Source organism: Streptomyces huasconensis (genome assembly GCF_021028635.1).
In the GTDB taxonomy this organism is placed as follows: domain Bacteria; phylum Actinomycetota; class Actinomycetes; order Streptomycetales; family Streptomycetaceae; genus Streptomyces; species Streptomyces huasconensis.
In genome coordinates this window covers 2,317,498-2,341,657 of sequence record NZ_CP086119.1, presented here as the reverse complement: position 1 = coordinate 2,341,657, position 24,160 = coordinate 2,317,498, and the positions used below count along the sequence as shown (strand labels likewise).

Below are 24,160 nucleotides of genomic sequence, written 5' to 3'. Positions count from 1 at the left end.
GGCGGCACGCGCGCCTCCGTCCCTCCTGCGGCGGGCCACTGTTTCGTCTCTTTCTACGCGCGTCAGGCCGCCGCCTCGCCGGAAATGTCTTTCCGGCAGACGTCATCCCCACTCGCACACTGCACCCTGTCGTACGCACCGGTGCCGATCTCGGCGAAGTTGCGCAGGCTCTCCGTGCCCGGTTCGAAGTAGCCGGTGTGTCCCGCCGCACCCGTCGCGGACAGCACCCGCGCGCCGAAACCGCCGGACACAGGGTCGGCGCCGTGACCGAGCCCGCCGACCTCCATGTAGGGCACATCCTGAATCCAGTCGTCGCTGTCCCGAGCGGCCCAGATCCGGGCCCCTGTGCCCAACTGCGACGCCTTGTCGGCACGCATGCCGGGGCTGCCCGCGACCGTGATGTCGGTGACCCGAGAGGGCAGGGTGCGCGCGGCCACACCGCACACCACGGAGCCGTAGCTGTGGCAGTACAGCGCGACCGGTGAGCGCCCCGGGAGGGCGCGCACCATGGAGTCGAGGCGTACGGCCCCGCTCTCGGCGCGCATGGCCGTGGCCGCGTCCACTCCGATGCCCACGGGCGCGGTGTAGTCGGCCCAGGCGATCACGGCCGTACGCGCGCGGGGGTTCACGGAGTGCTCCGCGCGGTAGAGCGCCTTGGCCATGCCGACCGGCGCCGAGTACTTGCGGAAGGTCCGCTCGAAGGTCAGCACATTGGTGTCGACGCCGGGCACCACGACTGAGACGCGGCCGGCCTTGTCGAGGTCTCCGAAGACCTCGGCCATGCGACCGGAACCCATGGGGTCGAAGGCGAGCACCTGGCGCTCGGGGCGCATCATGACGCCGAACCGCTTCATTCTGCGCTCGGCCTCCTGCTGCCCCAGCGGGGAGAGGCGTTTGTCCCGCATACGCTCCCGCTCGACCTTCCTGGCTTGCCCCAGGGCGATGCGGTTCGCGCGATAACGCAGTTCGACGGGCGCACCGTTCATGTTGCCGACCGCGAGGGGGTAACGGGCGGCCAGCTGGTTGCGCTGCTTCGTGTCGAGCGAGGCGAAGAAATGACTGAGCCGGGCGGCGGGAGCATCGGGGTCGGGCAGCGAGCGCCCGCCGACCTTCCCCCGCTCCCAGGCGGAGATCGCGGCCTCCAGAGGCGACGAATCGCCCCTGTTGTTCCGTACGGCGGTCCAGCCCGTGGTCGCCAGCATGACGAACACGACGGCCAGCGCGAGCAGAGCGCGCCAGGCGTTGAGTTGTGGGGATGAGTCGAAGGAAGTCACTGCGGAACACCCTAGGAGAACCCAGATACATACCGTGCATCCCGTGATGCAGATCACGTTTCCGGAGGGTTAATTGAGGCACGGCGGGCACATATCGAAGCACTTTGTCACGCTCTGTGTGTGAAACGTACGCCCCGGTGTGCCACGCGCGTGCGTGACGCGGCGCGCCCATTCCCGTGTCCAACGGGAGTGCGAAACCGCGCTGGTTGAGTGGCGCGCGCAGGAGGTGGCGGGCGGCGACTAGGGAGTGCGCCAGTTCCCCGCCAGTGCGGGCCCGAGGTGATCGAGGTACTGCTCGGTGAGCTCGCGGATCGACTCCACGCTGGTGTCCTCGCCGGCGCCCCACAGTCGGCCCGTCACACGCATCACGCCGCTGAACGCCGCCACGGCCACGCGCGGTCGCGGATCGCTGTCGACGTCCAGCCCCTCGCGCTCGGCGATCACCCGGGCGATCTCGTCCTCGGTCTCCATGGAGCGGCGCAGGTGCGCGGCGAGCAGTGAAGGCGTCGACTCGATCATCTGGTACGTGCTCATGTGCAGTTCGACCGGCACGACCTCCTCGATCGACTGCCCCATGGCTTCCCAGGCGCCGAGAGTGGCCCCGCGCAGCGCCACGAGCGGCGCTTCCTCGGCGGGGCGTTCGCGCAGGCTCTGGACGAACCGCGCCTCCACCATCTCCTGGACGGCGAAGGCGGCCTCCTCCTTGTTCGCGAAGTAGCGGAAGAACGTGCGCTGGGACACTTCGACGATGTCGGTGATCTCGTCGACGGTCGTCTCCTCGAACCCCTTGGTCGTGAAGAGTTCGAGCGCCGCGCGCAGCAGGGCGTCACGGGTCCGCTGCTTCTTGCGCTCCCGCAGTCCGGGCGCCGCAGGGCCCGGCGAGGGGTCTTCAGTGGGCTTGGCCCGGGGTCCCGCGGGTTCAAGTTCCGTGGGTTCTGTCGTTCGCTGCCCGGTTCTCACGCCATGGCCCTCTCTGACTGTTTGCCCAGTTCAGCATATCCGTGGCTTCATGTCAGTTACTGACTAGTGGCATGGTTTGTCAACTGTCAGTCGCTGTCACTAGCCTGATCGCATGACTAGTCAGACCACCGCCGACAAGGCGGACGAGGCACCGGAGCCCGTGTCCGCTCCGACCCCGGCCAAGGGGCTCCGCGGTCACCCCTGGCTGACGCTCTTCTCTGTCGCGATCGGCGTGATGATGGTCGCCCTGGACGGCACCATCGTGGCGATCGCCAACCCCGCCATTCAGTCCGATCTCGGCGCCACCTTCGCGGAGGTGCAGTGGATAACCAACGGCTACTTCCTGGCGCTCGCCGTCTCGCTGATCACCGCGGGCAAGCTGGGTGACCGCTTCGGGCACCGGCAGACGTACCTCATCGGCGTGATCGGCTTCGCCGCCGCCTCCGGGGCCATCGGGCTGTCGGACACCATCCCTCCGGTGGTCGCCTTCCGCGTCCTCCAGGGGCTGTTCGGCGCCCTGCTGATGCCCGCCGCGCTCGGCCTGCTCCGCGCCTCCTTCCCGGCCGAGAAGCTGAACATGGCCATCGGTATCTGGGGCATGGTGATCGGCGCGTCCACGGCGGGCGGCCCGATCCTCGGCGGTCTGCTCGTCGAGCACGTCAACTGGCAGTCCGTCTTCTTCATCAACGTCCCGGTCGGCGTCCTCGCCGTCGGGCTCGGCCTGTTCATCCTCAAGGACCACCGCGCGGAGAACGCTCCCCGGTCCTTCGACCTCCCGGGCATCGGGTTGCTGTCCGCGGCCATGTTCTGCCTCGTCTGGGCGCTCATCAAGGCCCCGGAATGGGGCTGGGGCGACGGCCTGACCTGGACGTTCATAGCGGCCTCCGTGGCGAGCTTCGCGCTCTTCGCGGCGTGGGAGTCGAAGGTCAAGGAACCACTCGTCCCGCTGGGCCTGTTCCGCTCCGTGGCGCTGTCCGCGGGCGTGGTCCTCATGGTGCTGATGGCCATCGCCTTCATGGGTGGACTCTTCTTCGTGACCTTCTACCTCCAGAACGTGCACGGGATGAGCCCCGTCGACAGCGGTCTGCACCTGCTGCCCCTCACCGGCATGATGATCGTGGGATCGCCGCTGGCGGGCGCCCTGATCACCAAGGCCGGCCCGCGGCTCCCGCTGGCCGGCGGCATGCTGCTCACCGCCGTGGCCATGTACGGCATGTCCACGCTGGAAGCGGATACCGGCAGTGGCCTGATGTCACTCTGGTTCGCGCTCCTCGGCCTCGGGCTGGCGCCGGTGATGGTCGGTGCGACGGAGGTCATCGTGGGCAACGCGCCGATGGAGCTCTCCGGCGTGGCCGGCGGTCTTCAGCAGGCCGCGATGCAGATCGGCGGCAGCCTCGGCACGGCGGTCCTCGGCGCCGTCATGGCCTCGAAGGTCGACAACGACCTGGCCGACAACTGGGCCGAGGCGAAGCTGCCGCCGCTCGGCCCCGCCGACCTCGACAAGGCGGCCGAAGCCGTCCAGGTCGGCATGGCGCCCGTCCCGCCGAAGGCGCCGCAGTCGGTCGCCGATCAGATCACCTCGGTCGCGCACGACACGTTCATGTCGGGCATGGGTCTGGCCTGTCTGGTCGCCGCAGGGGTCGCGGTGGTGGCGGTCTTCGTCGCGTTCCTCGCCAAGCGCGGAACCAACGCCGAAGCGGGTGCAGGCGTAGCGCACATTTAGGGCATAAGGCGAGCGGCGTGTCCGCGCACGGCCGTTCGGCGGCAAAAGTCAGGGAAAGCCCCTCCGGGATATTCTGGGGGGCTTTCGCCTATCCGGGTGACGCACATCCGTACCCCTTCCGATGGCACGGTCGGGCGGTCCAGAGTTCAGACATGCGATCCGCACGACGCGGACAACTGAGCCAGATTGCACGGGGGTTGAACACATGCGTACGACCATGCCCACGACCATGCCCACGACCGTCACCGCCGCCTTACTCGCCGCGGTGATCCTGTCACCCACGCACGCCGTGGCCGCGGCGCCGCCGACGCTCCGCGGATGCGGGCCCGGCGAACTCTGCCTCTGGGAGAAGGCACAGTTCAAGGGCGCTCGGCATACATACGAGTTGGCCGAGATCGACATCGAGAGCTGTATCACGCTGCCGGAGGGGGGCAGCGCGCAAGCTCTGGCCAACCGCACCGGCCGGCCCGTCACCACGTACCAATCAGCGAGGTGCGGTGAGACCGGGGAGTTCAACACGTACCCGGGCAGCGGCACCTGGGCGCCCGAATCTCCTTATCGCGTCCGGGCCTTCAAGGTCTGGGAGCGGTGAAGCGGGGTACTCGCGGTCTTGAGCCGAACCGGCTGGGTCAAGGAGTGATGATGGCGGGCTTCGGACACGCCACGCGCGTGCACCCTCGCTCACGCGGCCGTACGTGGTCGCGGAGTGGGCCGGACCGCGCGATGCTCGGGATAGTAGGGGCCGTCTGCGCGATCGCCGGGTTCTTCGTGCTGGGGATCATCCTCGGCCCCGTGGCGATCGTGTGCGGCTGGTTCGCCCTGGGCCGCAGTGGGGCCGGTGCCCGGTCGGCACCGGCCCTGGCCGCCCTCCTCTTGGGCGCGATCGACACCCTCCTCGCACTCATACGGATACCGGGGGCGACCGCGTTGGACGGCATGTTCCGACACGGGCACCCGCCCCGGCTCAGCGCATCCCCGTCCCGCCGAGAGGCCCCGCCTGCCCGATGGAGCCCTCGGCGGACGCGGGGCGGGGCACAGAGCCAGGCTTACCAGAGCCAGAGCCAGAGCCAGAGCCAGAGCCAGAGCCAGGACCGGGGCCAGGGCCAGGGCCAGAGTCCGAGCCCAAAACCGCTTCCGGCCCTGCGCCCGCTTCGGTCACCGCCCCTGCCCCCGCCCCCGACAGAGCCGACACCTGCGCGCGCAGCGCCTTCACCTCCGCCGTCAACGCCTCGATCGCGGCCGTCTGGCGTCGTTCCTCGACATCGTCCTTCTCGAACCTGGCGATGAACCACGCCGCGATGTTCGCGGTGACCACACCGAGGAGTGCGATGCCGGAAAGCATCAACCCGACCGCGAGCACCCTGCCGAGTCCCGTCGTCGGAGCGTGATCGCCGTAGCCGACGGTCGTCATGGTGGTGAAGGACCACCACACGGCGTCACCCAGCGTCTTGATGTTCCCGTCCGGTGAGTCCCGCTCCACGGAGAGTACCGCCAGGGAACCGAACATCAGCAGGCCCACCACCGAACCCACGACGTACGTCGTCAGCGTGATCTGCGACGCCATGCGGGCCCGCCGGCCGACGAGCAGCAGCGTGGAGACGAGCCGCAGCAACCGCAGCGGCTGAATCATCGGAAGGAGCACGGCACACAGGTCGAGCCAGTGCGTGCGGACGAAGCGCCGCCGCTGATCGGTGAGGAGGATACGTACGAGGTAGTCGACGGCGAACGCGCCCCAGACGAACCACTCCACGGACGTGCAGGTCTTCGTGACGGTCCGGCTCGCGTCGGGCATCACGATCGGCACGGCGTAGGCGAGGGCGAACGCCACCGCGAGCGCGAGGAGAGGGCGTTGAGTGCGCCGCTCCCAACGGATCTGTGCCGGTTGTCGCTTCATGGGCGCATCGTAGGAAACGCCGAAGGGCGACGGGGACCCGTGCCCCGTCACCCTCCGGATGGAACCTGCGTCAGCGCGTCCGGGACGTGCGTTACGCGTCGCCCCCGGCCGGGCCGGGATCGGCGGCCGCGACGTCCAGGAGCTGGTAGCGGTCGATCGCCTGCTTCAGGACGGAGCGGTCGACCTTGCCCTCGCGGGCCAGCTCGGTCAGCACGCCCACCACGATCGACTGGGCGTCGATGTGGAAGAAGCGGCGGGCCGCGCCACGCGTGTCGGCGAAGCCGAAGCCGTCCGCGCCGAGCGACTGGTAGGTGCCGGGCACCCAGCGGGCGATCTGGTCCGGGACGCTCCGCATCCAGTCGGAGACGGCCACGAACGGGCCCTCGGCGCCGGACAGCTTCTGCGTCACGTACGGGACGCGCTGCTCCTCCTCGGGGTGCAGGAGGTTGTGGCGCTCCACGTCCACGGCCTCGCGGCGCAGCTCGTTCCAGGAGGTGGCCGACCAGATGTCCGCCTTGACGTTCCACTCCGAGGCGAGGATCTGCTGGGCCTCGACCGCCCAGGGGACGGCGACACCCGACGCGATGATCTGGGCGGGAATGGCGCCCTGCTCGCCCGACTTGAAGCGGTAGATGCCCTTGAGGATGCCGTCGACATCCACGTTCTCGGGCTCGGCCGGGTGCTGGATGGGCTCGTTGTAGACGGTGAGGTAGTAGAAGACGTCCTCACTGTCAGGGCCGTACATCCGGCGCAGGCCGTCCTTGACGATGTGCGCGATCTCGTAACCGAAGGCCGGGTCGTACGCGACGCAGGCCGGGTTGGTCGAGGCGAGCAGCTGCGAGTGGCCGTCGGCGTGCTGGAGGCCCTCACCGGTCAGCGTGGTGCGGCCGGCGGTGGCACCGAGGACGAAACCGCGTGCCAGCTGGTCGGCCATCTGCCAGAACTGGTCGCCGGTGCGCTGGAAACCGAACATCGAGTAGAAGACGTACACCGGGATGAGCGGCTCGCCGTGGGTGGCGTAGGCGGAGCCCGCGGCGATCAGGGAGGCGGTGCAGCCCGCCTCGGAGATGCCGTCGTGCAGCATCTGACCCGTGGGCGACTCCTTGTAGGCGAGGAGCAGCTCGCGGTCCACGGCCTCGTACTGCTGGCCGAGCGGGTTGTAGATCTTCGCGCTCGGGAAGAACGCGTCCATGCCGAAGGTGCGGTACTCGTCGGGGGCGATCAGCACGAAGCGCTTGCCGATCTCCTTGTCCCGCATGAGGTCCTTGAGGATGCGGACGAACGCCATGGTGGTGGCGATCGACTGCTGACCCGAGCCCTTCTTCGCTGCCGCGTACGCCTTGTCCTCGGGGAGCTGGAGGGGCTTGGCGCGCACGACGCGGGTCGGGACGTAACCGCCCAGGGCCTTGCGGCGGTCGTGCATGTACTGGATCTCTTCGGAGTCCCGGCCGGGGTGGTAGTACGGCGGGGCGCCGTCCTCCAGCTGCTTGTCCGTGATCGGGATGTGCAGGCGGTCGCGGAAGCGCTTGAGGTCGTCGACCGTCAGCTTCTTCATCTGGTGCGTGGCGTTGCGGCCTTCGAAGTTCGGGCCGAGGGTCCAGCCCTTGACCGTCTGGGCGAGGATCACCGTCGGCTGGCCCTTGTGGGCCTTGGCCGCCGCGTACGCCGCGTAGACCTTCTTGTGGTCGTGACCGCCACGGCCCAGGTGCAGGATCTGCTCGTCGGTCATGTTCTCGACCATGGCGCGCAGCCGGTGGTCGTCGCCGAAGAAGTGCTCGCGGATGTAGGAGCCGGTCTCGGTCGCGTACGTCTGGAACTGACCGTCGGGCGTGGTGTTCAGCTTGTTGACCAGGATGCCGTCCCGGTCCTGGGCGAGCAGCGGGTCCCAGCTGCGGTCCCAGACCAGCTTGATGACGTTCCAGCCGGCGCCGCGGAACTGCGACTCCAGCTCCTGGATGATCTTGCCGTTACCGCGCACCGGCCCGTCGAGGCGCTGGAGGTTGCAGTTGACGACGAAGGTGAGGTTGTCCAGGCCCTCGCGGGCGGCGATGGAGAGCTGGCCGAGCGACTCGGGCTCGTCCATCTCGCCGTCACCGAGGTACGCCCAGACGTGCGACTTGGAGGTGTCGGCGATGCCGCGCGCCTCCATGTAGCGGTTCATCCGCGCCTGGTAGATCGCGCCGAGCGGGCCAAGGCCCATGGAGACCGTCGGGAACTCCCAGAAGTCCGGCATCAGCCGGGGGTGGGGGTAGGACGACAGGCCGTCGGGCGCCTTGGACTTCTCCTGGCGGAACGCGTCGAGCTGCTGCTCGGAGAGCCGGTCCAGGAGGTAGGCGCGGGCGTAGATGCCGGGGGAGGCGTGCCCCTGGAAGAAGATCTGGTCGCCGCCGTCGCCCTCGTCCTTGCCGCGGAAGAAGTGGTTGAAGCCCACGTCGTAGAGGGAGGCGGAGGAAGCGAAGGTGGCGATGTGGCCACCGACGCCGATGCCCGGGCGCTGGGCGCGCGAGACCATCACCGCGGCGTTCCAACGGGTCGCGTTCAGAACCTTGCGTTCGATTTCCTCGTTGCCGGGGAAGAACGGCTCGTCCTTGGTGGCGATCGTGTTGACGTAATCCGTACTGCGCATTTCGGGAACGGCCACGCGCTTCTCGCGTGCGCGCTCGATCAGCCGGAGCATCAGGTAGCGGGCCCGCTCGCGGCCGCGTTCGTCGACCGCGGCGTCAAGGGAGTCCAACCACTCCTGGGTCTCTTCGGGATCGAAGTCCGGGACCTGACTCGGCAGGCCGCCAATGATGATCGGGTTGCGATCGGAGCCGGAAGCCACGCTGTTCCTTCGCTGTTGGGGCTTGCACCTGGGGGTTCTGCCTGGCCTTGCACCGCTCCCCATCGTGTACCCGACTGACGCGGACGTCATCTCTACCGAGAGGTAACCGAGACGTTCACCGGGCTGTCCCTGGGGTAGGCTCGACCAAATCGCAACGATACGCCCATCCTGCCTAGCCGCTTCGCAGAGCCGTTCGGTCCGTACGGATGAGGCGGCAGTTGCGGCGACACGGCCGGGAACGTCACCGTTTCGGCGGTCTCGGCGGCCGGGTACTTGCGCGATCCGTCCCGCCCGTGTGGACTACGGCCAACGCCCCGCGCACGCGCGTGGCTGAAGGCATTCCCGAAAAACATGATCAGGAGGCAATCCGTGAGCGCGACCGCGGACCACGCGGAGACGAACCTTGCCGTAAGGCTTGGTTTCCAGCCCGACCAGGTGGTCCAGGAGATCGGCTACGACGACGACGTCGACCAGGAGCTCCGCGAGGCCATCGAGGAGGCCACTGGCACTGAGCTCGTCGACGAGGACTACGACGACGTGGCTGATGCCGTGGTGCTCTGGTTCCGTGAGGACGACGGGGACCTGACTGATGCGCTGGTGGATGCCATCGCGTACATGGAGGACGGCGGCCAGATCCTGCTGCTGACCCCGAAGACCGGTCGTGACGGCTACGTCGAGCCGAGCGACATCGGTGAGGCGGCCACCACCGCGGGCCTGTCCCAGACCAAGAGCATGAACGCCGGCAAGGACTGGAGCGGTACCCGCCTGGTCACGCCCAAGGCGGCAGCGAAGAAGCGCTAGCCACGCGCGCCGAGCCGCGAACCCAGCAGAGACAGCCGTGAGGCCCCCGCCGACACCATCCGTCGGCGGGGGCCTCACGCATGGACGCGGGCGTATGCGAGGCGTATGGGCCCGAAAGGCGTAGATCGACGGACGTAGGGTGGGTGTCACCCGAACGGCCCCACCCGAGGGGCCCCGTCGAAGGGATGCGTAGTCATGGCGCTCGCTGGAATCGCGACCGGCACCAAGGCCCCGGAGTTCGAGCTCAAGGACAACCACGGCCGGACCGTGAAGCTCTCCGACTTCCGCGGCGAGAAGAACGTGGTGCTGCTCTTCTACCCGTTCGCGTTCACCGGCGTCTGCACGGGCGAGCTGTGCGCGCTCCGCGACGAGCTGCCGAAGTTCGTCAACGACGACACCCAGCTGCTCGCCGTCTCCAACGACTCCATCCACACGCTGCGCGTCTTCGCCGAGCAGGAGGGCCTGGAGTACCCGCTGGTCTCCGACTTCTGGCCGCACGGCGAGGTCTCGCGCGCGTACGGCGTCTTCGACGAGGAGAAGGGCTGCGCGGTGCGCGGCACCTTCATCATCGACAAGGAGGGCGTCGTGCGCTGGAGCGTCGTCAACGACCTGCCCGACGCGCGTGACCTGAACGAGTACGTCAAGGCCCTCGAAACGCTCTGATCCGACCTGATCCGACCGCTGAATCCGGTCGATCTTCTCGGCCTCGGTGAACCCTTGGTTTTGTCAGGGGCGACACCCTGTGATTCTTCAGGTGCAGAGCCTGTGGCGGCCGGGAACCGGTCACTAGTATCCACACGTTGATCCGATGCAACGCAACGCTTGGGGCTCCCCGCCCCTGGACACCAATTGGGAGGACTCGTGGGAGTCAGCCTCAGCAAGGGCGGCAACGTATCGCTGAGCAAGGAGGCGCCTGGCCTGACCGCGGTTCTGGTCGGCCTCGGCTGGGACGTCCGCACCACCACCGGTACGGACTTCGACCTGGACGCCAGCGCCATCCTGACGAACGCGGAGGGCAAGGTCAGCAGTGACCAGAACTTCGTGTTCTTCAACAACCTGAAGAGCCCCGACGGCTCCGTCGAGCACACCGGTGACAACACCACCGGTGAGGGCGAGGGCGACGACGAGGTGATCAAGGTCGACCTGGCCTCGGTGCCCGCGGACGTCGAGAAGATCGTCTTCCCGGTCTCCATCTACGACGCCGAGACGCGTCAGCAGTCGTTCGGCCAGGTCCGCAACGCGTTCATCCGCGTCGTGAACCAGGCGGGCGGCGCGGAGATCGCGCGGTACGACCTCTCCGAGGACGCCTCGACGGAGACCGCCATGGTCTTCGGCGAGCTGTACCGCCATGGCGCCGAGTGGAAGTTCCGCGCGGTCGGCCAGGGCTACGCCTCGGGCCTGCGCGGCATCGCGCAGGACTTCGGCGTCAACGTCTGAGTCTCGGCGTCAGCGTCTGAGCCGAGCAGCCTCCGCCTTGTCGTCCGGCGTCGCACACACATCAGGTGCGGCGCCGGACGTGCTCATCACCCTGTGTCCCCGTCGGCTCGGGGGCACTCTCGTCACCTCGGGGAGGACCACGAACATGGGCGTCACACTCGCCAAGGGAGGCAACGTCTCCCTCTCCAAGGCCGCACCGAACCTCACCCAGATCCTGGTCGGCCTCGGCTGGGACGCGCGTTCCACCACCGGCGCCCCCTTCGACCTCGACGCCAGCGCGCTGCTGTGCAACGCGGGCAGGGTCCTCGGTGACGAGTGGTTCGTCTTCTACAACAACCTGAAGAGCCCCGACGGCTCCGTCGAACACACCGGCGACAACCTCACCGGTGAGGGCGACGGGGACGACGAGTCGCTCCTGGTTGACCTCTCCAAGGTCCCGGCCAACTGCGACAAGATCATCTTTCCGGTGTCGATTCATGACGCGGACAATCGCGGGCAGGCCTTCGGTCAGGTCAGCAACGCGTTCATCCGAGTGGTGAACCAGGCGGACGGGCAGGAACTCGCGCGGTACGACCTGAGCGAGGACGCCTCGACGGAGACCGCGATGATCTTCGGCGAGGTGTACCGGTACGGAGGCGAGTGGAAGTTCCGTGCCGTCGGGCAGGGGTACGCGTCGGGCCTGCGAGGTATCGCTCTAGACTTCGGGGTCAACGTTTCGTAAAGCCGGGGACCGGCGCGGGGGAGACCGCCAAACGGGAGCCCGTACACACACGATTGGGTAACCAGTGATTTTGAAAACCTTCGGCTGGTCGTTCGCGGTGACCGCGCTCGGCCTTGTCGCCGCGGTGCTCTACGGGGGGTGGGCAGGATTCGGCGTCGTCGCGATCCTGTCCATCCTCGAGATCTCGCTGTCCTTCGACAACGCGGTGGTCAACGCCGGAATCCTGAAGAAGATGAGTGCCTTCTGGCAGAAGATCTTCCTCACCATCGGTGTCCTGATCGCGGTCTTCGGCATGCGGCTGGTCTTCCCCGTCGTCATTGTCGCCATCAGTGCCAAGACCGGCCCGATCGAGGCGGTGCGCCTCGCGCTCAACGACAAGGACCGGTACCAGCAGCTGGTCACCGACGCCCACCCGTCGATCGCCGCCTTCGGTGGCATGTTCCTCCTGATGATCTTCCTCGACTTCGTCTTCGAGGACCGTGACATCAAGTGGCTGGGCTGGATCGAGCGTCCGCTGGCCAAGCTCGGCAAGGTCGACATGCTGTCGGTCTGCATCGCGCTCATCGTGCTCCTGATCACCGCGATGACCTTCGCCACCCAGGCCCACCAGCACGGCGGTGTCCATGTGGACAAGGCGCAGACGGTCCTGATCTCCGGTGTCGCGGGACTCATCACCTATCTCGTGGTGGGCGGCCTCTCCGGTTACTTCGAGAACAAGCTGGAGGAAGAGGAGGAGCGCGAGCACGAGGCCGAGGAAGAGGCCAAGAAGAGCGGCAAGCAGGTGTCCGCCGTCGTGATGGCGGGCAAGGCCGCGTTCTTCATGTTCCTCTACCTGGAGGTCCTGGACGCGTCGTTCTCCTTCGACGGCGTCATCGGTGCCTTCGCGGTCACCAACGACATCGTCCTGATGGCGCTCGGCCTCGGCATCGGCGCCATGTACGTCCGGTCGCTCACCGTCTACCTGGTCCGCCAGGGCACCCTGGACGACTACGTCTATCTGGAGCACGGCGCGCACTACGCGATCGGCGCCCTCGCCGTGATCCTCCTCGTCACCATCCAGTACGAGATCCACGAGCTGATCACCGGTTCGGTCGGCGTCATCCTGATCGGCTGGTCCTTCGTCTCGTCCGTGCTGCGCAACAAGCGGCTCGCGGCGGCCGAGGGACAGGGCAGCGCGGGTGAGAAGACCGAGGTTTCGTCCGGCGTCTGACGCCGGCTGATCACTGACCGATTCCCTTGCCGAGCTGTCCGATTCCGTACTCCGGAGTGTGACAGCGGCCAGGGTGAGGAACGCTCTGAGCGGGGCGGCCATCGAGGACGAGTCCTCGGGGCCGCCCCGCCGGTCATATCCGGCCGGCACCACCGGCAGACAGCCGGCAGACGTATGCGGCACGAGGACACTTGGGGGCGGCATGTCCTTCTGGGACGGTCTGTGGCGAGGGCGTTCGATGGACTTCGATTCGGGCGGCGCCGCGACCCACTCCATCGAACTGACCAAGCGGAACCCCACCGTCTCGCTCAGCAAACAGGGCGCGGCCACCGGCAATCTGCGCGTGAACCTGTCCTGGCAGATGCGGACGTCCGACTTCATGGGCAAGGACCGCAGGTCCCGCGGGCTGCTGCGGCACCCGCTCAAGATGTTCCAGCCCGACGTGGTGCAGGCGCACACCCAGGGCGTGGTCAACGTCGACCTCGACATCGGCTGCCTGTATGAGCTGATGGACGGCGCCAAGGGTGTCGTACAACCGCTGGGGGGCTTCTTCGGCGACCTCAACGCGCCGCCGTACGTGAAGCTCAGCGGTGACGACCGGTTCGGTTCGCCCTCCGGGGAGACGATCTACGTCAACCTCGACCACCGCGAGAACATCAAGCGGCTGCTGGTCTTCGCGTACATCTACGACCAGACGCCGGCTTTCGACCGTACGCAGGCGAAGGTCACGCTCTATCCCAGCAACGGGCCGCGGATCGAGATCGACCTGGACGAGCGCCAGCCGCAGGCCCGCTCGTGCGCGGTCGTCTCCATCGAGAACGTCAAGGGGGAACTGGTCGTCCGCCGCGAGGTGAAGTTCGTCTACGGATTCCAGGCCGAACTCGACCGGCTGTACGGCTGGGGGCTGCAGTGGGGGAGGGGCTACAAGACCAAGGTGGGCTGAGCCCGCGCCCCGCGCCCGCGGGCCCGGCGATGACTCCGCCGCGCCCCGCGACGCCTCAGCGCGGCAGGAACTGCGGGCCCTGCGGAGGCAGCCGGAAGTTCGGGTCCGGCACCGGGGCCACCACCGGCTGCGGATAGCCGTACGAGGGCTGGGCGGGGGGCGGCATCGGCGGGGGCCCGCCGATCGGTGTGGGCTGAGTGGGCGCCGCCGGCGGATAGCCGTACGCGGGCTGGGGCGCCGGGTGGCTGGGCGGCGCGGGCGGATAGCCGTAGGCAGGCTGCACGGGCTGCGCCGGCGGCTGCGGCGCGAGGTGACCCCCCGGCTGCGCCACGGAAGGCTGCGCCACGGAAGGCTGCGCCACGGAGGGCTGCGGCAGCGGCTGGGCCACGGAGGGCTGCGGCAGCGGCTGCGCGACCGACGGCTGGGCCGGGCCCATGGAGCCCATGGACGGCTGGGGCTGCGGCGCCGGCTGCCGCGGAGGCTGGGGGAAAGTCGCCCCGGGAGCGGGCTGCTGCTGAGACTGCGGGAAGGCTGTTCCCGACGCGACCGTGGTGGGCTCCGCGGACTCCGAGTCGTCCACCGAGATCCCGAAGTCGGAGGCGAGCCCCTCCAGGCCGTTGGTGTACCCCTCGCCGAGGGCCCGGAACTTCCAGCCCTCGCCGCGGCGGTACAGCTCCCCGCAGATCAGCGCCGTCTCCTCGCCGGTCTGCGGAGTGATGTCGAAGTAGGCGAGCGGTTCGCCCTCGGCGACCGCGGCGTCGTACAGCAGGATGCGCAGCGCCGGGACGTGCTCGAAGGCGACGCCCTCCGCCGACGCGACCAGGAGCACCCGGTCGACCGCGGCCTCCATGCCGCCCAGATCTGTCTGGATCGTGTCGGTCAGGCCCTCGGCGACGCGCTTCTTGCCGAGCCGCCAGACCGTGCCGCCGGGGTGGCGCGGCTGGTTGTAGAAGACGAAGTCCTCGTCGGAGCGGACCCGGCCGTCACCGCCGAGCAGCAGCGCCGACGCGTCGACGTCGGGGACGCCCTGTCCGGGGGTCCAGCGCAGCACGGCGCGGACCGCCGTGGCTTCGAGAGGGACGTTGGACCCCTTCAGCATCGCGTGCGTCATGCGATCATCCTGCCTTCCCCCGCACGGGCGGGACAACGTGGGGGGCAGAAGGCTCCTGCCGCGTCGGCAGGCGCCTGACCTGCGGGTGGTGCGAGCGTGCGACGGTTGTGTGGTGAGCGTGTGCGACATGGCCGGGTTACCTGAAGTTCATGCCCGGCGGGAACCCCTGACACCCTCCCCTACGTACTATTACCGGCCACATCAGAACGGTTCGTGCCGACGGAACATCGGTCGAGGCCGACGGAACATCGCTCCATGCCGACGGAACAGGCGATACGGCGACCACAGGGGAAACTCATGCGTCATTTCGGGCACATCGCCCCAGAGGTGCGGCAGCGCCTCTTCCACCGGGAGCCGTGTGCCTTCACCGCGGACTCCCCGCCCCACCTGCTCGCGTCCGCGCTGGGTGCCACCCTCTACAGCCCCGCCACCCGCCCCCGCCTCGCCGACGACATCCTGAAGCAGGCCGGCCGCGGCGTCACGTCCATGGTGGTCTGCCTGGAGGACTCCATCGACGACGCCGAGGTGGCCGACGCCGAGGAGAACCTCGTCCGGCAGTTCGCCGACCTGGCGGGCAGAGGCGTGGAACCCCCGCTGCTCTTCGTCCGGGTCCGCGCCGCCGAGCAGATTCCCGACCTCACCCGCAGGCTCGGCCCGAGCCTGCGGCTGCTGTCCGGATTCGTCCTGCCCAAGTTCACCGAGGAACGAGGAGTGCCGTTCCTGGAGGCCCTCACGGTCGCGGAGGCGGCGGCTGACGCCCTCGGCGGGCGGCGGCTCTTCGCCATGCCCGTCCTGGAGTCGCCGGAGCTGCTGCACCTGGAGAGCCGCGCCGAGACCCTGGCAGGCATCGCCCGCACCGTCGACAAGTACCGCGACCGCGTCCTCGCGCTGCGCCTGGGCGTCACCGACTTCTGCTCCGCCTACGGCCTGCGCAGGCCGCCGGACATGACCGCGTACGACGTGCAGATCGTGGCCTCCGTCATCGCCGACGTGGTGAACGTCCTCGGCAGGGCCGACGGCACCGGGTTCACCGTGACCGGGCCCGTGTGGGAGTACTTCCGCGTCCAGGAGAGGATGTTCAAGCCGCAGCTGCGCCGCAGCCCCTTCCTTCAGGGACGGGCGGAGGAGCTGCGCCAGGCCCTCATCGAGCACGACATGGACGGCCTGCTCCGCGAGATCGAGCTGGACCGGGCCAACGGCCTGCTCGGCAAGACCTGCATCCACCCCTCGCACGTGCTGCCCGTCCACGCTCTGTCGGTCGTCAGCCACGAGGAGTTCAGCGACGCCGAGGACATCCTCCGTCCGGAGCGGGGCGGCGGCGGAGTGCTGCGCTCGTCGTACACGAACAAGATGAACGAAGTGAAGCCGCACCGCGCCTGGGCCGAGCGGACCCTGCGGCGCGCCGAGGTCTTCGGCGTCGCCAAGGAGGACATCGGCTTCGTGGAACTGCTGACCGCCGGGTTGCCCGGCTGATGAACGCGAGGAACATGACGTACGTGCCACAAGACGCGGTGTGGTCCGGGAGCTGGGTCGCCGAGCGGCTCGGGGTCGGGCTCGACGGCGACGAGACGCTGCCCGGCCTGCTCGGGCTCGCGCTGCGCCGCAACCCCAAGCGGGCCCACCTCCTGGTCTCGAACGTCCTCGGCAAACACGTGCCCCAGCACCCCTCGGTCGTCCACGGCGCCGGGCACGGCCTTGGCGTCCGGGTGCGGGAGCTGCTCGGCGACGAGGAGGCCCGGCGCGCCGTCGTCCTCGGCTACGCGGAGACCGCCACCGGCCTCGGCCACTCCGTCGCCGACGGCCTCGCCCTCGCGCCCTACCTGCACTCCACGCGGCGCCCCGTCGAGGGCGTCGAGCGCGCCGGCGGCTTCGAGGAGTCCCACTCCCACGCCACCTCGCACCTCCTGCTGCCCGAGGACCCCCGGCTCCTCGCCGGGGACGGCCCGCTGGTCCTCGTCGACGACGAGTTCTCCACCGGCAACACCGTCCTGAACACCATCCGCGCCCTGCACGCACGCTTCCCGCGCGAGCGGTACGTGATAGTCGCGCTGGTCGACATGCGCTCACCCGAGGACCAGGGCCGCCTGGCCGCCTTCGCTCGTGAGATCGGCGCCCGCGTCGACCTGATCGCACTGGCGTCCGGGACGGTGCGGCTGCCCGACGGTGTGCTGGAGAAGGGGCAGGCGCTGGTCGCCGAGTACGACACGGCCCCCGCCGCGCCGCCCACCGGGGAGCGCGGGACGATCACCCGGGTCGAGCTGGGCTGGCCCGCCGGGCTGCCCGACGGCGGGCGGCACGGCTTCACGCCCGCGCACCGCGCCCGGCTCCGGGACGCCCTGCCCGGCATGGCCGAGCGGATCGCGGACGCCCTGCCCGAGGGCGCGCGCCGCGGCCGCGTGCTCGTCCTCGGTTTCGAGGAGCTGATGTACGCGCCGCTGGCACTCGGCGTGGAGCTGGAGCGGCGGTTGGGCGGCGCCGACGTGCGGTTCTCCACCACGACCCGCTCACCCGTGCTCGCGGTGGACGACCCCGGTTACGCGATCCGCACCCGCCTCGTCTTCCCCGCGCACGACGATCCCGCCGACGAGGCCGCGCCCCGGTTCGCGTACAACGTCGCGGGCGGCGGCTTCGACGCGGTCGTCGCGGTCGTGGACTCCGTCGCGGACACGCCTCGCCTGCACGCGCCGGACGGCCTGTTGGCGCGGCTCGCCGCGCACACCGGGCACGTGCTGCTGGCCGTCGTCCCCTCGTACGTTCCCCCGCGGGGCGCGCCCGCCCCCGAAAGGTCCCCCATGCTGCCCGAGCCCCTCCGCGGCCCCGCCTTCTCCTCGTACGCGCCCGAAGACGTCGGCTGGCTGCTCCAGGACCTCTCCGCCGTGACGCTCGAAGCGCCCACGGAGGAGCGCGAGGAGGCGATACAGAGCGGTGGCGCGCACTACGCCGAGTCGCTGCCGGTCGAGTACCAGCCGAGCGAGCGCTACCAGGCGCTGTTCCACGCCGCGCTCGACACCTCCGCCGCCCGCATCGCCCAGGCGGTCGGCACCGTCACCGAGATCGTCCTCGCCGAGCTCCCCCACAGCCGAAAGCGCGGGGGGACCCCCATTCCGCGTCCGGTCGTCCTGGTGTCGCTGGCCCGCGCGGGCACCCCCGTCGGCGTCCTCATGCGCCGCTGGGCCGCGCACCGGCACGGCCTCGACCTGCCGCACTACGCCGTGTCGATCGTGCGCGGCCGCGGCATCGACGCCAACGCGCTGCGCTGGCTGGCCGCCCACCACGACCCCGCCGACATCGTCTTCGTCGACGGCTGGACGGGCAAGGGCGCGATCACGCGCGAACTGGCCGACGCGATCACGGAGTTCGAGGCCGGTGGCGGTGCGGTGGGCTTCAGCCCCGAGATCGCCGTGCTCGCCGACCCCGGCTCGTGCGTGCGCACCTACGGCACCCGCGAGGACTTCCTCATCCCCTCCGCCTGCCTCAACTCCACCGTCTCCGGGCTGATCTCCCGCACCGTCCTGCGCGCCGACCTCGTCGGCCCGGACGACTTCCACGGCGCGAAGTTCTACCGCGAGCTGGCCGACGCCGACGTCTCCCGTGACTTCGTCGACGCCGTCGTGGCCCGCTTCGACGACGTCACCGACGCGGTGGAGGCCCAGGTCAAGGAGGCGCTCTCCGCCGACCGGACGCCGACCTGGGAGGGCTGGGCCGCGGTGGAGCGGATCAGCGAGGAGTACGGCATCCACGACGTGAACCTCGTCAAGCCGGGCGTCGGCGAGACGACCCGCGTGCTGCTGCGCCGCGTCCCCTGGAAGATCCTGGCCCGCGCGGGAGCGGGAGCGGACCTCGACCACATACGCCTGCTCGCCGAACAGCGGGGCGTACCCGTCGAGGAGGTCGGCGAACTCCCCTACAGCTGCGTCGGACTGATCCACCCCAAGTACACGCGGGGCGCGACGGGGGCGGACGGCAAGGCCGTCGCCGCGGGCGGCGCCGACGACCGGCCGGAGGCCTCCCAGTGACGAAGCTCGTCGCCAGCGATCTCGACCGCACGCTCATCTACTCCGCCACCGCTCTCGGCCTGACCATGCCCGACGCCGAGGCGCCGCGCCTGCTCTGCGTCGAGGTGTACCAGGGCCTGCCGCTGTCGTACGTCACCGAGACCGCCGCCGGGCTCCTCGACGAGCTGGCCCGCACCACGGTCTTCGTACCGACCACCACGCGGACGCGCGAGCAGTACGGGCGCATCCGGCTGCCGGGGCCCGCGCCGCGGTTCGCGATCTGCGCCAACGGCGGGCACATCCTCGTCGACGGGGTCTCCGACGCCGACTGGCGGGCCCGGGTGGCGCGCCGCCTCGCCGACGAGTCCGCCTCCCTCGACGAAGTACGCGCCCACCTGGTGCGCACCGCCGACCCGGCCTGGCTGCTCAAGGAACGCGTCGCCGAGGACCTCTTCGCGTACCTGGTCGTGGAGCGCGCGCTGCTGCCCGACGGCTGGGTGAAGGAACTCGCCGCCTGGGCGGAGGAGCGCGGCTGGACGGTCTCGCTCCAGGGCCGCAAGCTCTACGCGGTGCCGAAACCGCTCACCAAGAGCGCGGCGCTGCGGGAGGTCGCGGGGCGGGTGGACGCGGACGAGATCCTCGCCGCGGGCGACTCGCTGCTCGACACCGATCTGCTGCTCGCGGCGGACCGTGCCTGGCGCCCCGGCCACGGCGAACTGGCCGACACGGGCTTCGTGGCCCCCGGCCTCACCGTGCTGCCCGAGCGCGGAATCGCGGCGGGCGAGGAGATCCTGCGGGCGTTCCTCGGGACGTCGCCCAGGGCCGGGGAGCCCCGCTAGCCTGGGCCCATGCCTCGATACGAATACCGCTGCCGCTCCTGCGGCGACACGTTTGAACTGAGTCGGCCCATGGCGGAGTCCGCCGACCCCGCGGTGTGCCCGGAGGGGCACGAGGACACGGTGAAGTTGTTGTCGACGGTGGCTGTGGGCGGGACGGCGTCCGGCTCCGGTTCCGGTCCTTCGGCCGCGGCCGGCGGGGGCGGCGGTTGCTGTGGCGGGGGTTGTTGCGGCTGAGGGTGGTGCCGGCCCGCCATCAGGCGCCGTGGCCCCGCTCCTCCCGGATCTGTGCGACCACGCGCGCGACCGTCGAGCGGACCGCCTCTGTCTCGGTGAGGAAGTGCCAGTAGTCGGGGTGGCGGCCCTCCAGGGCGGCCACCGCGCGGTCCAGGCGGGCCACCGAGTCGTCCAGCGGGCGGGCGTGGCGCGGCTCGGGGGTCTGGCGGCCCGTCATCGCGAGGCGCTGCGCGTCCCGGATCGCGAAGCGCGTGCGGTCGATCTCCTGCTGGGGGTCCTTCGCCACGGCGTTGAGCCGCCGCAGACGGTCGCCCGCGGCGGAGACCGCCTCGTCCGTGGAGTTCAGCAGCGCGCGGACCGTCGAGAGCAGGGCGGTGGCGTCCGGCCAGCGCTGCTCCTCGCGGGCCTGCTGGGCCTCCTTGAGCTTGGTCTCCGCCTGGCGGACGCTCTCCGCCGCCTGGTCGGGCACCCGCTGGAGGTCCTGCCAGCAGGCGAGGGTGAACCGGCGGCGCAGCTCGCTGAGGACCGGTTCGACCTGGCCGCTGCGGGTGGTCAGGGCCTCCGCGCGGGTACGCAGCGACACGAGCCGCCGGTCGATCTCGGCGGCGCGCTCCGGCAGGCGCTCGGCCTCGGCGCGCACGGCCTCGGCGTCGCGCTGCACGCGGTCGGCGCGCTGGAGCGTCTCCGGTACGCCGTGCCGTCCCGCTCCTTGGTTGAGCTTGGTCAGCTCCGGGCCGAGGGCGGCCAGGCGGGCGGCGAGATCATCGGCCTTCAGCCCCGCCGCTCGTACCGCGTCGAGGGCGTTGCTGGCGGCGAGCAGTGTCTGGCGGGCGCGCTCGACCGCCGGGGCGAGGCGGGCGAGCTGGGTCTCCGCCTTGTCGAGCAGCGGGCCGAGCCCCTGTTGGAAGCGCTCCAGCTCGCCCTTGGTCCTGGCCAGCTCGTCCTTGGCCCGCGTCAGCTCGGTCCGGGCGCGGGCCGCGACCGCCGAGTCGAGGTCGTCGCGGTCCAGGTCGTGGGCGTCCACCGCGCTGATGTACTGGTGGCTGACCTCGTCGATGCGGTGCCCGATGGCCTCGAAGTCGGAGACGGCGCGCCGGGCCGCGGGCGTGGAGTCGACGGCGGTGATCGTCTCGATGGAGATGCGCAGATCGCGCTGGGCGGTGTCCAGTTCGTAGAAGGCGGCGGCAGCGGCGTCCTTCGCGGCCTGCGCCTCGGCACGCAGGCTCTCGCCGCGGCCGCCGAACCACCGGCGCGTGCCGCCGCCCGCGAAGGCGGCGGGGGCGGTGGCGGCGAGCAGGGGGAGGGAGAGGGGTACGAGGGTGACGAGCGTGAGCAGGGTGCGGACCTCACGCAGGGCCGCGCCACGGCGGCCGTGACGCGCGCTCCCGCGGGACCGACCGGCGCGGGCCCGTGACGCGTCCGCGGGCGCCGGCGCTGACGTCGTGGTGTCGGCCCCCGCTCCGTCCGGTGTGTACGGCTGCCAAGGTGTCGCCGTCACTATCCCTCTCCCGTGCTGTCATCGCCCTGCCCGGTGTCACATTCTCCCACCGGTTAAGGACGAACACACGGGCCGGTTAGTTCGCCGTACGCACAGTGACTTTGCGTTCCGCGGAGTCGGGGCGCCGGTCGGGTGGGGCGGGGGTTTGCGAGGCACTGCCTGCGGCAAGGTAGGCTGTCCACTCGTCCCGGGCGCGTAGCTCAGGGGTAGAGCGCCTCCCTTACAAGGAGGATGTCGGCGGTTCGAAACCGTCCGCGCCCACCGGGTGGTAAGTAGCAGGTGTGAGCCTGTTTTGGGCCCCTCAGGCTTGATCGTCTGAGGGGCCTTTCCGTGCTCGGAGCCGTACGTCCGGGACGGCGCGGGAGCAGACACCGCGCCGCGGGCCGTGCGCGGCTGCTTCGTCCTGCCGGCCCTGCTGCCACCGCGTGCTCCACTGCCAGGTCTCCGCTTCGGAGTCGGCTCGTTTGAGGTGTCGGCGCTGGATGTCCGGGTCCTCGAACGCCTTCACGACGAGGGCCGCGCCGGCTGCCTCGGCTGACCGGCTCCGTTCAGTGGTCGGCGGGGTCGGGGGCCTCGGTGGGGTCGTGGGCGTGTTTGAGGCGTGCCCTTGCGGTGACCACGTCCGGGCCCGAGAGCTGTTCCCAGTACTGGTGGCAGGTCACGATGACCGCCAACTCCCGCTCCCGCGCCCGGAGTTTCTCGACCTCGGCCTGTTCGTCCGGCGTCCAGCCGGGAGAGGCGGGGCGCTCCACGCTGCGCCAGCCGCCGGTGTCGCTGAAGCCGTCCAGGGGGACGACGGACCAGGGCAGGCGTTTGAGCAGGGCCAGCAGTTCGGAGCGGACCTGGTGCAGTTCCTCCTGGGCGGCGAGGAGGTCGCTCGGGAAGTCGGGGGAAGCGGAAGGAGGCACGGATGTAATGGTACTCCCGTTCGAATTGAGGGAGTGGGTGACACGGGGGGTGGTCTGAGTCGTCGGTCGGGCTCCCGGCGCCGGGGCGCCGGGCTGGGGGCGTGGGGCCGGGGGCGTGGGCGGTGTCGCTGAGCCCCGCCTCGCACCCCGCCCCGCGGTGGCAAGCTGGAGGCATGTGCCGAAGCATCAAGACGCTCCGTCCGCCCGCCATCCCCGACGACGCCACCGAGGAGGAGATCCGGGCCGCCGCGCTTCAGTACGTACGCAAGGTGTCCGGATTCCGCGCCCCGGCCGCGCACAACCGCGAGGTCTTCGAGCGGGCCGTCGACGCCGTGGCCGAGGCGACCGCGGAGTTGCTCGCCGGGCTTGAGGTGCGCGGGGCCCGCGCGTCGTAGGCCCCCGCAACCGTCGTCTTCCCGGGTCATGGCCACCCCCGTAGCCATGCCGCTCTTAAAACACGCTCAGCCCGTCGGCCTCGGGCGGCGTACCAGGAACGCCGCCACCGAGCCCGCCGCGAAGAGCGCGAGCAGGGAGACGCCCGTGGCGAGCCAGGTCGCGCCGAGCCACTGGCCGCCGAAGTAGCCGAGCGCCACGCTGTAGCCGGCCCAGGCCAGGCCCGCGAGCACGGACCACGGCAGGAACTCCCGCAGCTTGCGGTGGGCCGCGCCTGCGCCGAGCGAGACGATCGAGCGGCCAGCCGGGGCGAAGCGCGCGATGACGAAGAGGACGCCACCGCCCCGGGAGAGCGCAGCCCCGAGCCGTTCCTGTGCGGTGGTCAGCCTGCGGGAGCGGGCGATGGCGCGGTCGAGGCGGTCGCCGCCGCGCCAGGCCAGGCGGAAGGCGGCCATGTCACCGAGGACCGACGCGGTGGCCGCGCTGAGGGTGAGCAGCAGGATGTCGGGGACGTTGTGCGGAACGCGGCCGGTGCCCGCGGCGGCCGCCGCGGTGGCCGACATGATCACGAGGACGCCGCTCGGCAGCACCGGCACGAAGACGTCGAACAGAACGGACAGGGCCACGACCGCGTAGATCCATGGGCTGCCGGTCAGCGCCCCCACACTCTCCAGCACCACAACTCCCCGTTGTCTCCCCGATCGGCAGCGCGTTGCCGCTGCGTCGCGGGGAACGGCAGGGGCGGCCTGATTGACAGCTGTACAGCGTACGCCGCACGTGACGGCGCAGCTCCGCTGGGGGCTCATCTGTACGCCGGGCCGCGTTCACCCCGTTAAGGACCAAGCCCGTACATGACGGCGCCCCCTCCCTCGTATGTACGGGAAAGGGGGCGCCGTCACGTGGCCGGGCGCGGCGGGGGTCAGGCGGTGACCGGGGCGCGCTCCGAGGTCTTGTCGTCCTCGCTCGTGCCGCGTGCGGCGAAGAGGCGGTCCACGCCGAACGCGCCGGACCCGGTGAAGACGAGGAGCAGCATCGCCCAGCAGAAGATCGCCGAGGCCTCGCCGCCGTTCTCCATGGGCCACAGCGCCTCCGGCTGGTGGACCTTGAAGTAGGCGTAGGCCATCGAACCGGACGAGATGAACGCGGCGGCGCGGGTGCCGAGGCCGAGGAGGACCAGGCCGCCGCCGACGAGCTGGATGACGGCCGCGTACCAGCCGGGCCAGGTGCCGGCGTCGATGGTGCTGCCGTCACCGCCGGCGCCGCCGAGGACGCCGAAGAGGGAGGCCGCGCCGTGGCAGGCGAAGAGCAGCCCGATCACTATGCGGAACAGGCCCAGGGCGTAGGGCTGGGCGCTGTCGAGGCGTCTGGTCATGGTGGAGGACTCCTTCGGTTGGG

Annotated in this window: 22 protein-coding genes, 1 tRNA gene and 1 pseudogene; 15 read left to right on the top strand and 9 right to left on the bottom strand. The window is 70.3% G+C overall.

Annotated features, from left to right (window positions below):
• Positions 1-62 precede the first annotated feature (62 nt).
• The gene (locus J2N69_RS10520) at positions 63-1,274 is read right to left on the bottom strand and encodes an alpha/beta hydrolase (RefSeq protein WP_230900490.1); all 1,212 of its coding nucleotides are present in this window, start codon (positions 1,272-1,274) and stop codon (positions 63-65) included.
• 240 nt (positions 1,275-1,514) lie between these two features.
• Positions 1,515-2,132 (bottom strand): TetR/AcrR family transcriptional regulator, encoded by a 618-nt coding sequence (locus J2N69_RS10515; RefSeq protein WP_230904672.1) that lies wholly within the window; start codon positions 2,130-2,132, stop codon positions 1,515-1,517.
• A gap of 214 nt (positions 2,133-2,346) precedes the next feature.
• On the opposite strand from J2N69_RS10515, the gene J2N69_RS10510 reads away from it, so the two are divergent.
• The 3 genes and pseudogenes from J2N69_RS10510 to J2N69_RS10500 all read left to right on the top strand — a co-directional run.
• Positions 2,347-3,957, top strand: a complete 1,611-nt coding sequence (locus J2N69_RS10510; protein ID WP_230900489.1) for an MFS transporter — start codon at positions 2,347-2,349, stop codon at positions 3,955-3,957.
• Positions 3,958-4,162: 205 nt separating this feature from the next.
• A complete protein-coding gene (locus J2N69_RS10505; protein WP_230900488.1) occupies positions 4,163-4,549 on the top strand; it encodes a peptidase inhibitor family I36 protein in 387 nt (128 codons plus the stop codon).
• Between the two features lie 47 nt (positions 4,550-4,596).
• Positions 4,597-4,881: pseudogene (locus J2N69_RS10500) on the top strand (small hydrophobic protein); the annotation flags it as partial.
• Between the two features lie 40 nt (positions 4,882-4,921).
• On the opposite strand, the gene J2N69_RS10495 reads toward J2N69_RS10500, so the two are convergent.
• Entirely contained in the window at positions 4,922-5,851 is a 930-nt protein-coding gene (locus tag J2N69_RS10495; RefSeq protein ID WP_230900487.1) for a potassium channel family protein, read from the bottom strand.
• A gap of 91 nt (positions 5,852-5,942) precedes the next feature.
• Complete coding sequence (aceE, locus tag J2N69_RS10490; RefSeq protein WP_230900486.1) at positions 5,943-8,675, bottom strand: pyruvate dehydrogenase (acetyl-transferring), homodimeric type; 2,733 nt, start codon at positions 8,673-8,675, stop codon at positions 5,943-5,945.
• 369 nt (positions 8,676-9,044) lie between these two features.
• Between aceE and J2N69_RS10485 the strand changes: the two genes are divergently transcribed.
• The 6 genes from J2N69_RS10485 (at position 9,045) to J2N69_RS10460 (ending at position 13,787) form a co-directional block, all read left to right on the top strand.
• Complete coding sequence (locus J2N69_RS10485; protein ID WP_127908437.1) at positions 9,045-9,476, top strand: DUF3052 domain-containing protein; 432 nt, start codon at positions 9,045-9,047, stop codon at positions 9,474-9,476.
• A 195-nt stretch (positions 9,477-9,671) separates the two neighbouring features.
• Positions 9,672-10,139, top strand: a complete 468-nt coding sequence (locus tag J2N69_RS10480; RefSeq protein WP_230900485.1) for a peroxiredoxin — start codon at positions 9,672-9,674, stop codon at positions 10,137-10,139.
• 198 nt (positions 10,140-10,337) lie between these two features.
• Positions 10,338-10,913 carry a TerD family protein gene (locus tag J2N69_RS10475; protein ID WP_125512573.1) on the top strand — a complete coding sequence of 192 codons (576 nt, stop codon included), beginning with the start codon at positions 10,338-10,340 and terminating at the stop codon, positions 10,911-10,913.
• Between the two features lie 145 nt (positions 10,914-11,058).
• Entirely contained in the window at positions 11,059-11,634 is a 576-nt protein-coding gene (locus J2N69_RS10470; protein ID WP_230900484.1) for a TerD family protein, read from the top strand.
• 64 nt (positions 11,635-11,698) lie between these two features.
• A complete protein-coding gene (locus J2N69_RS10465; protein WP_127908440.1) occupies positions 11,699-12,844 on the top strand; it encodes a DUF475 domain-containing protein in 1,146 nt (381 codons plus the stop codon).
• Positions 12,845-13,046: 202 nt separating this feature from the next.
• Positions 13,047-13,787: a TerD family protein gene (locus J2N69_RS10460; RefSeq protein WP_127908441.1), complete on the top strand. Its 741-nt coding sequence runs from the start codon at positions 13,047-13,049 to the stop codon at positions 13,785-13,787.
• Positions 13,788-13,842: 55 nt separating this feature from the next.
• Here J2N69_RS10460 and J2N69_RS10455 read toward each other — a convergent pair whose 3' ends face one another.
• Positions 13,843-14,898, bottom strand: coding sequence for a TerD family protein (locus J2N69_RS10455; RefSeq protein ID WP_230900483.1), 1,056 nt, complete (start codon positions 14,896-14,898; stop codon positions 13,843-13,845).
• Between the two features lie 297 nt (positions 14,899-15,195).
• On the opposite strand from J2N69_RS10455, the gene J2N69_RS10450 reads away from it, so the two are divergent.
• Genes J2N69_RS10450 through J2N69_RS10435 form a run of 4 tightly spaced genes read left to right on the top strand, consistent with a single transcriptional unit; the run spans position 15,196 to position 19,966 of the window.
• Positions 15,196-16,371: an HpcH/HpaI aldolase/citrate lyase family protein gene (locus tag J2N69_RS10450; protein WP_230900482.1), complete on the top strand. Its 1,176-nt coding sequence runs from the start codon at positions 15,196-15,198 to the stop codon at positions 16,369-16,371.
• Between the two features lie 14 nt (positions 16,372-16,385).
• Positions 16,386-18,914 carry a phosphoribosyltransferase gene (locus tag J2N69_RS10445; protein WP_272595818.1) on the top strand — a complete coding sequence of 843 codons (2,529 nt, stop codon included), beginning with the start codon at positions 16,386-16,388 and terminating at the stop codon, positions 18,912-18,914.
• Positions 18,911-19,732 (top strand): HAD family hydrolase, encoded by an 822-nt coding sequence (locus tag J2N69_RS10440; protein ID WP_230900480.1) that lies wholly within the window; start codon positions 18,911-18,913, stop codon positions 19,730-19,732. Before J2N69_RS10445 ends, J2N69_RS10440 begins: the two co-directional genes overlap by 4 nt.
• A 9-nt stretch (positions 19,733-19,741) precedes the next feature.
• Entirely contained in the window at positions 19,742-19,966 is a 225-nt protein-coding gene (locus J2N69_RS10435) for an FmdB family zinc ribbon protein (RefSeq protein WP_127908443.1), read from the top strand.
• A gap of 19 nt (positions 19,967-19,985) precedes the next feature.
• Here the strand turns inward: J2N69_RS10435 and J2N69_RS10430 are convergent, their stop codons facing one another.
• Positions 19,986-21,464, bottom strand: coding sequence for a coiled-coil domain-containing protein (locus tag J2N69_RS10430; protein WP_408056701.1), 1,479 nt, complete (start codon positions 21,462-21,464; stop codon positions 19,986-19,988).
• A gap of 189 nt (positions 21,465-21,653) precedes the next feature.
• Between J2N69_RS10430 and J2N69_RS10425 the strand changes: the two genes are divergently transcribed.
• Positions 21,654-21,725: transfer RNA gene (locus J2N69_RS10425), tRNA-Val, on the top strand.
• Between the two features lie 287 nt (positions 21,726-22,012).
• On the opposite strand, the gene J2N69_RS10420 is transcribed toward J2N69_RS10425, so the two are convergent.
• On the bottom strand, positions 22,013-22,372 hold the full coding sequence (locus J2N69_RS10420; protein ID WP_408056700.1) for a hypothetical protein: 360 nt from the start codon (positions 22,370-22,372) through the stop codon (positions 22,013-22,015).
• A gap of 173 nt (positions 22,373-22,545) precedes the next feature.
• Here J2N69_RS10420 and J2N69_RS10415 point away from each other — a divergent pair, with 173 nt between their 5' ends.
• Entirely contained in the window at positions 22,546-22,767 is a 222-nt protein-coding gene (locus J2N69_RS10415) for a DUF2277 domain-containing protein (RefSeq protein ID WP_205033899.1), read from the top strand.
• Positions 22,768-22,833: 66 nt separating this feature from the next.
• Here J2N69_RS10415 and J2N69_RS10410 read toward each other — a convergent pair whose 3' ends face one another.
• A complete protein-coding gene (locus tag J2N69_RS10410; RefSeq protein WP_230900479.1) occupies positions 22,834-23,442 on the bottom strand; it encodes a DedA family protein in 609 nt (202 codons plus the stop codon).
• Between the two features lie 242 nt (positions 23,443-23,684).
• The gene (locus J2N69_RS10405) at positions 23,685-24,137 is read right to left on the bottom strand and encodes a DoxX family protein (protein ID WP_127908515.1); all 453 of its coding nucleotides are present in this window, start codon (positions 24,135-24,137) and stop codon (positions 23,685-23,687) included.
• Between the last annotated feature and the right edge of the window lie 23 nt (positions 24,138-24,160).

Coding starts and splice junctions, on each gene's coding strand:
- J2N69_RS10510 (WP_230900489.1), top strand. CDS start 2,347: ATGACTAGTCAGACCACCGCCGACAAGGCGGACGAGGCACCGGAGCCC.
- J2N69_RS10505 (WP_230900488.1), top strand. CDS start 4,163: ATGCGTACGACCATGCCCACGACCATGCCCACGACCGTCACCGCCGCC.
- J2N69_RS10495 (WP_230900487.1), bottom strand. CDS start 5,851: ATGAAGCGACAACCGGCACAGATCCGTTGGGAGCGGCGCACTCAACGC.
- J2N69_RS10480 (WP_230900485.1), top strand. CDS start 9,672: ATGGCGCTCGCTGGAATCGCGACCGGCACCAAGGCCCCGGAGTTCGAG.
- J2N69_RS10470 (WP_230900484.1), top strand. CDS start 11,059: ATGGGCGTCACACTCGCCAAGGGAGGCAACGTCTCCCTCTCCAAGGCC.
- J2N69_RS10460 (WP_127908441.1), top strand. CDS start 13,047: ATGTCCTTCTGGGACGGTCTGTGGCGAGGGCGTTCGATGGACTTCGAT.
- J2N69_RS10455 (WP_230900483.1), bottom strand. CDS start 14,898: ATGACGCACGCGATGCTGAAGGGGTCCAACGTCCCTCTCGAAGCCACG.
- J2N69_RS10450 (WP_230900482.1), top strand. CDS start 15,196: ATGCGTCATTTCGGGCACATCGCCCCAGAGGTGCGGCAGCGCCTCTTC.
- J2N69_RS10445 (WP_272595818.1), top strand. CDS start 16,386: ATGACGTACGTGCCACAAGACGCGGTGTGGTCCGGGAGCTGGGTCGCC.
- J2N69_RS10435 (WP_127908443.1), top strand. CDS start 19,742: ATGCCTCGATACGAATACCGCTGCCGCTCCTGCGGCGACACGTTTGAA.
- J2N69_RS10415 (WP_205033899.1), top strand. CDS start 22,546: ATGTGCCGAAGCATCAAGACGCTCCGTCCGCCCGCCATCCCCGACGAC.
- J2N69_RS10405 (WP_127908515.1), bottom strand. CDS start 24,137: ATGACCAGACGCCTCGACAGCGCCCAGCCCTACGCCCTGGGCCTGTTC.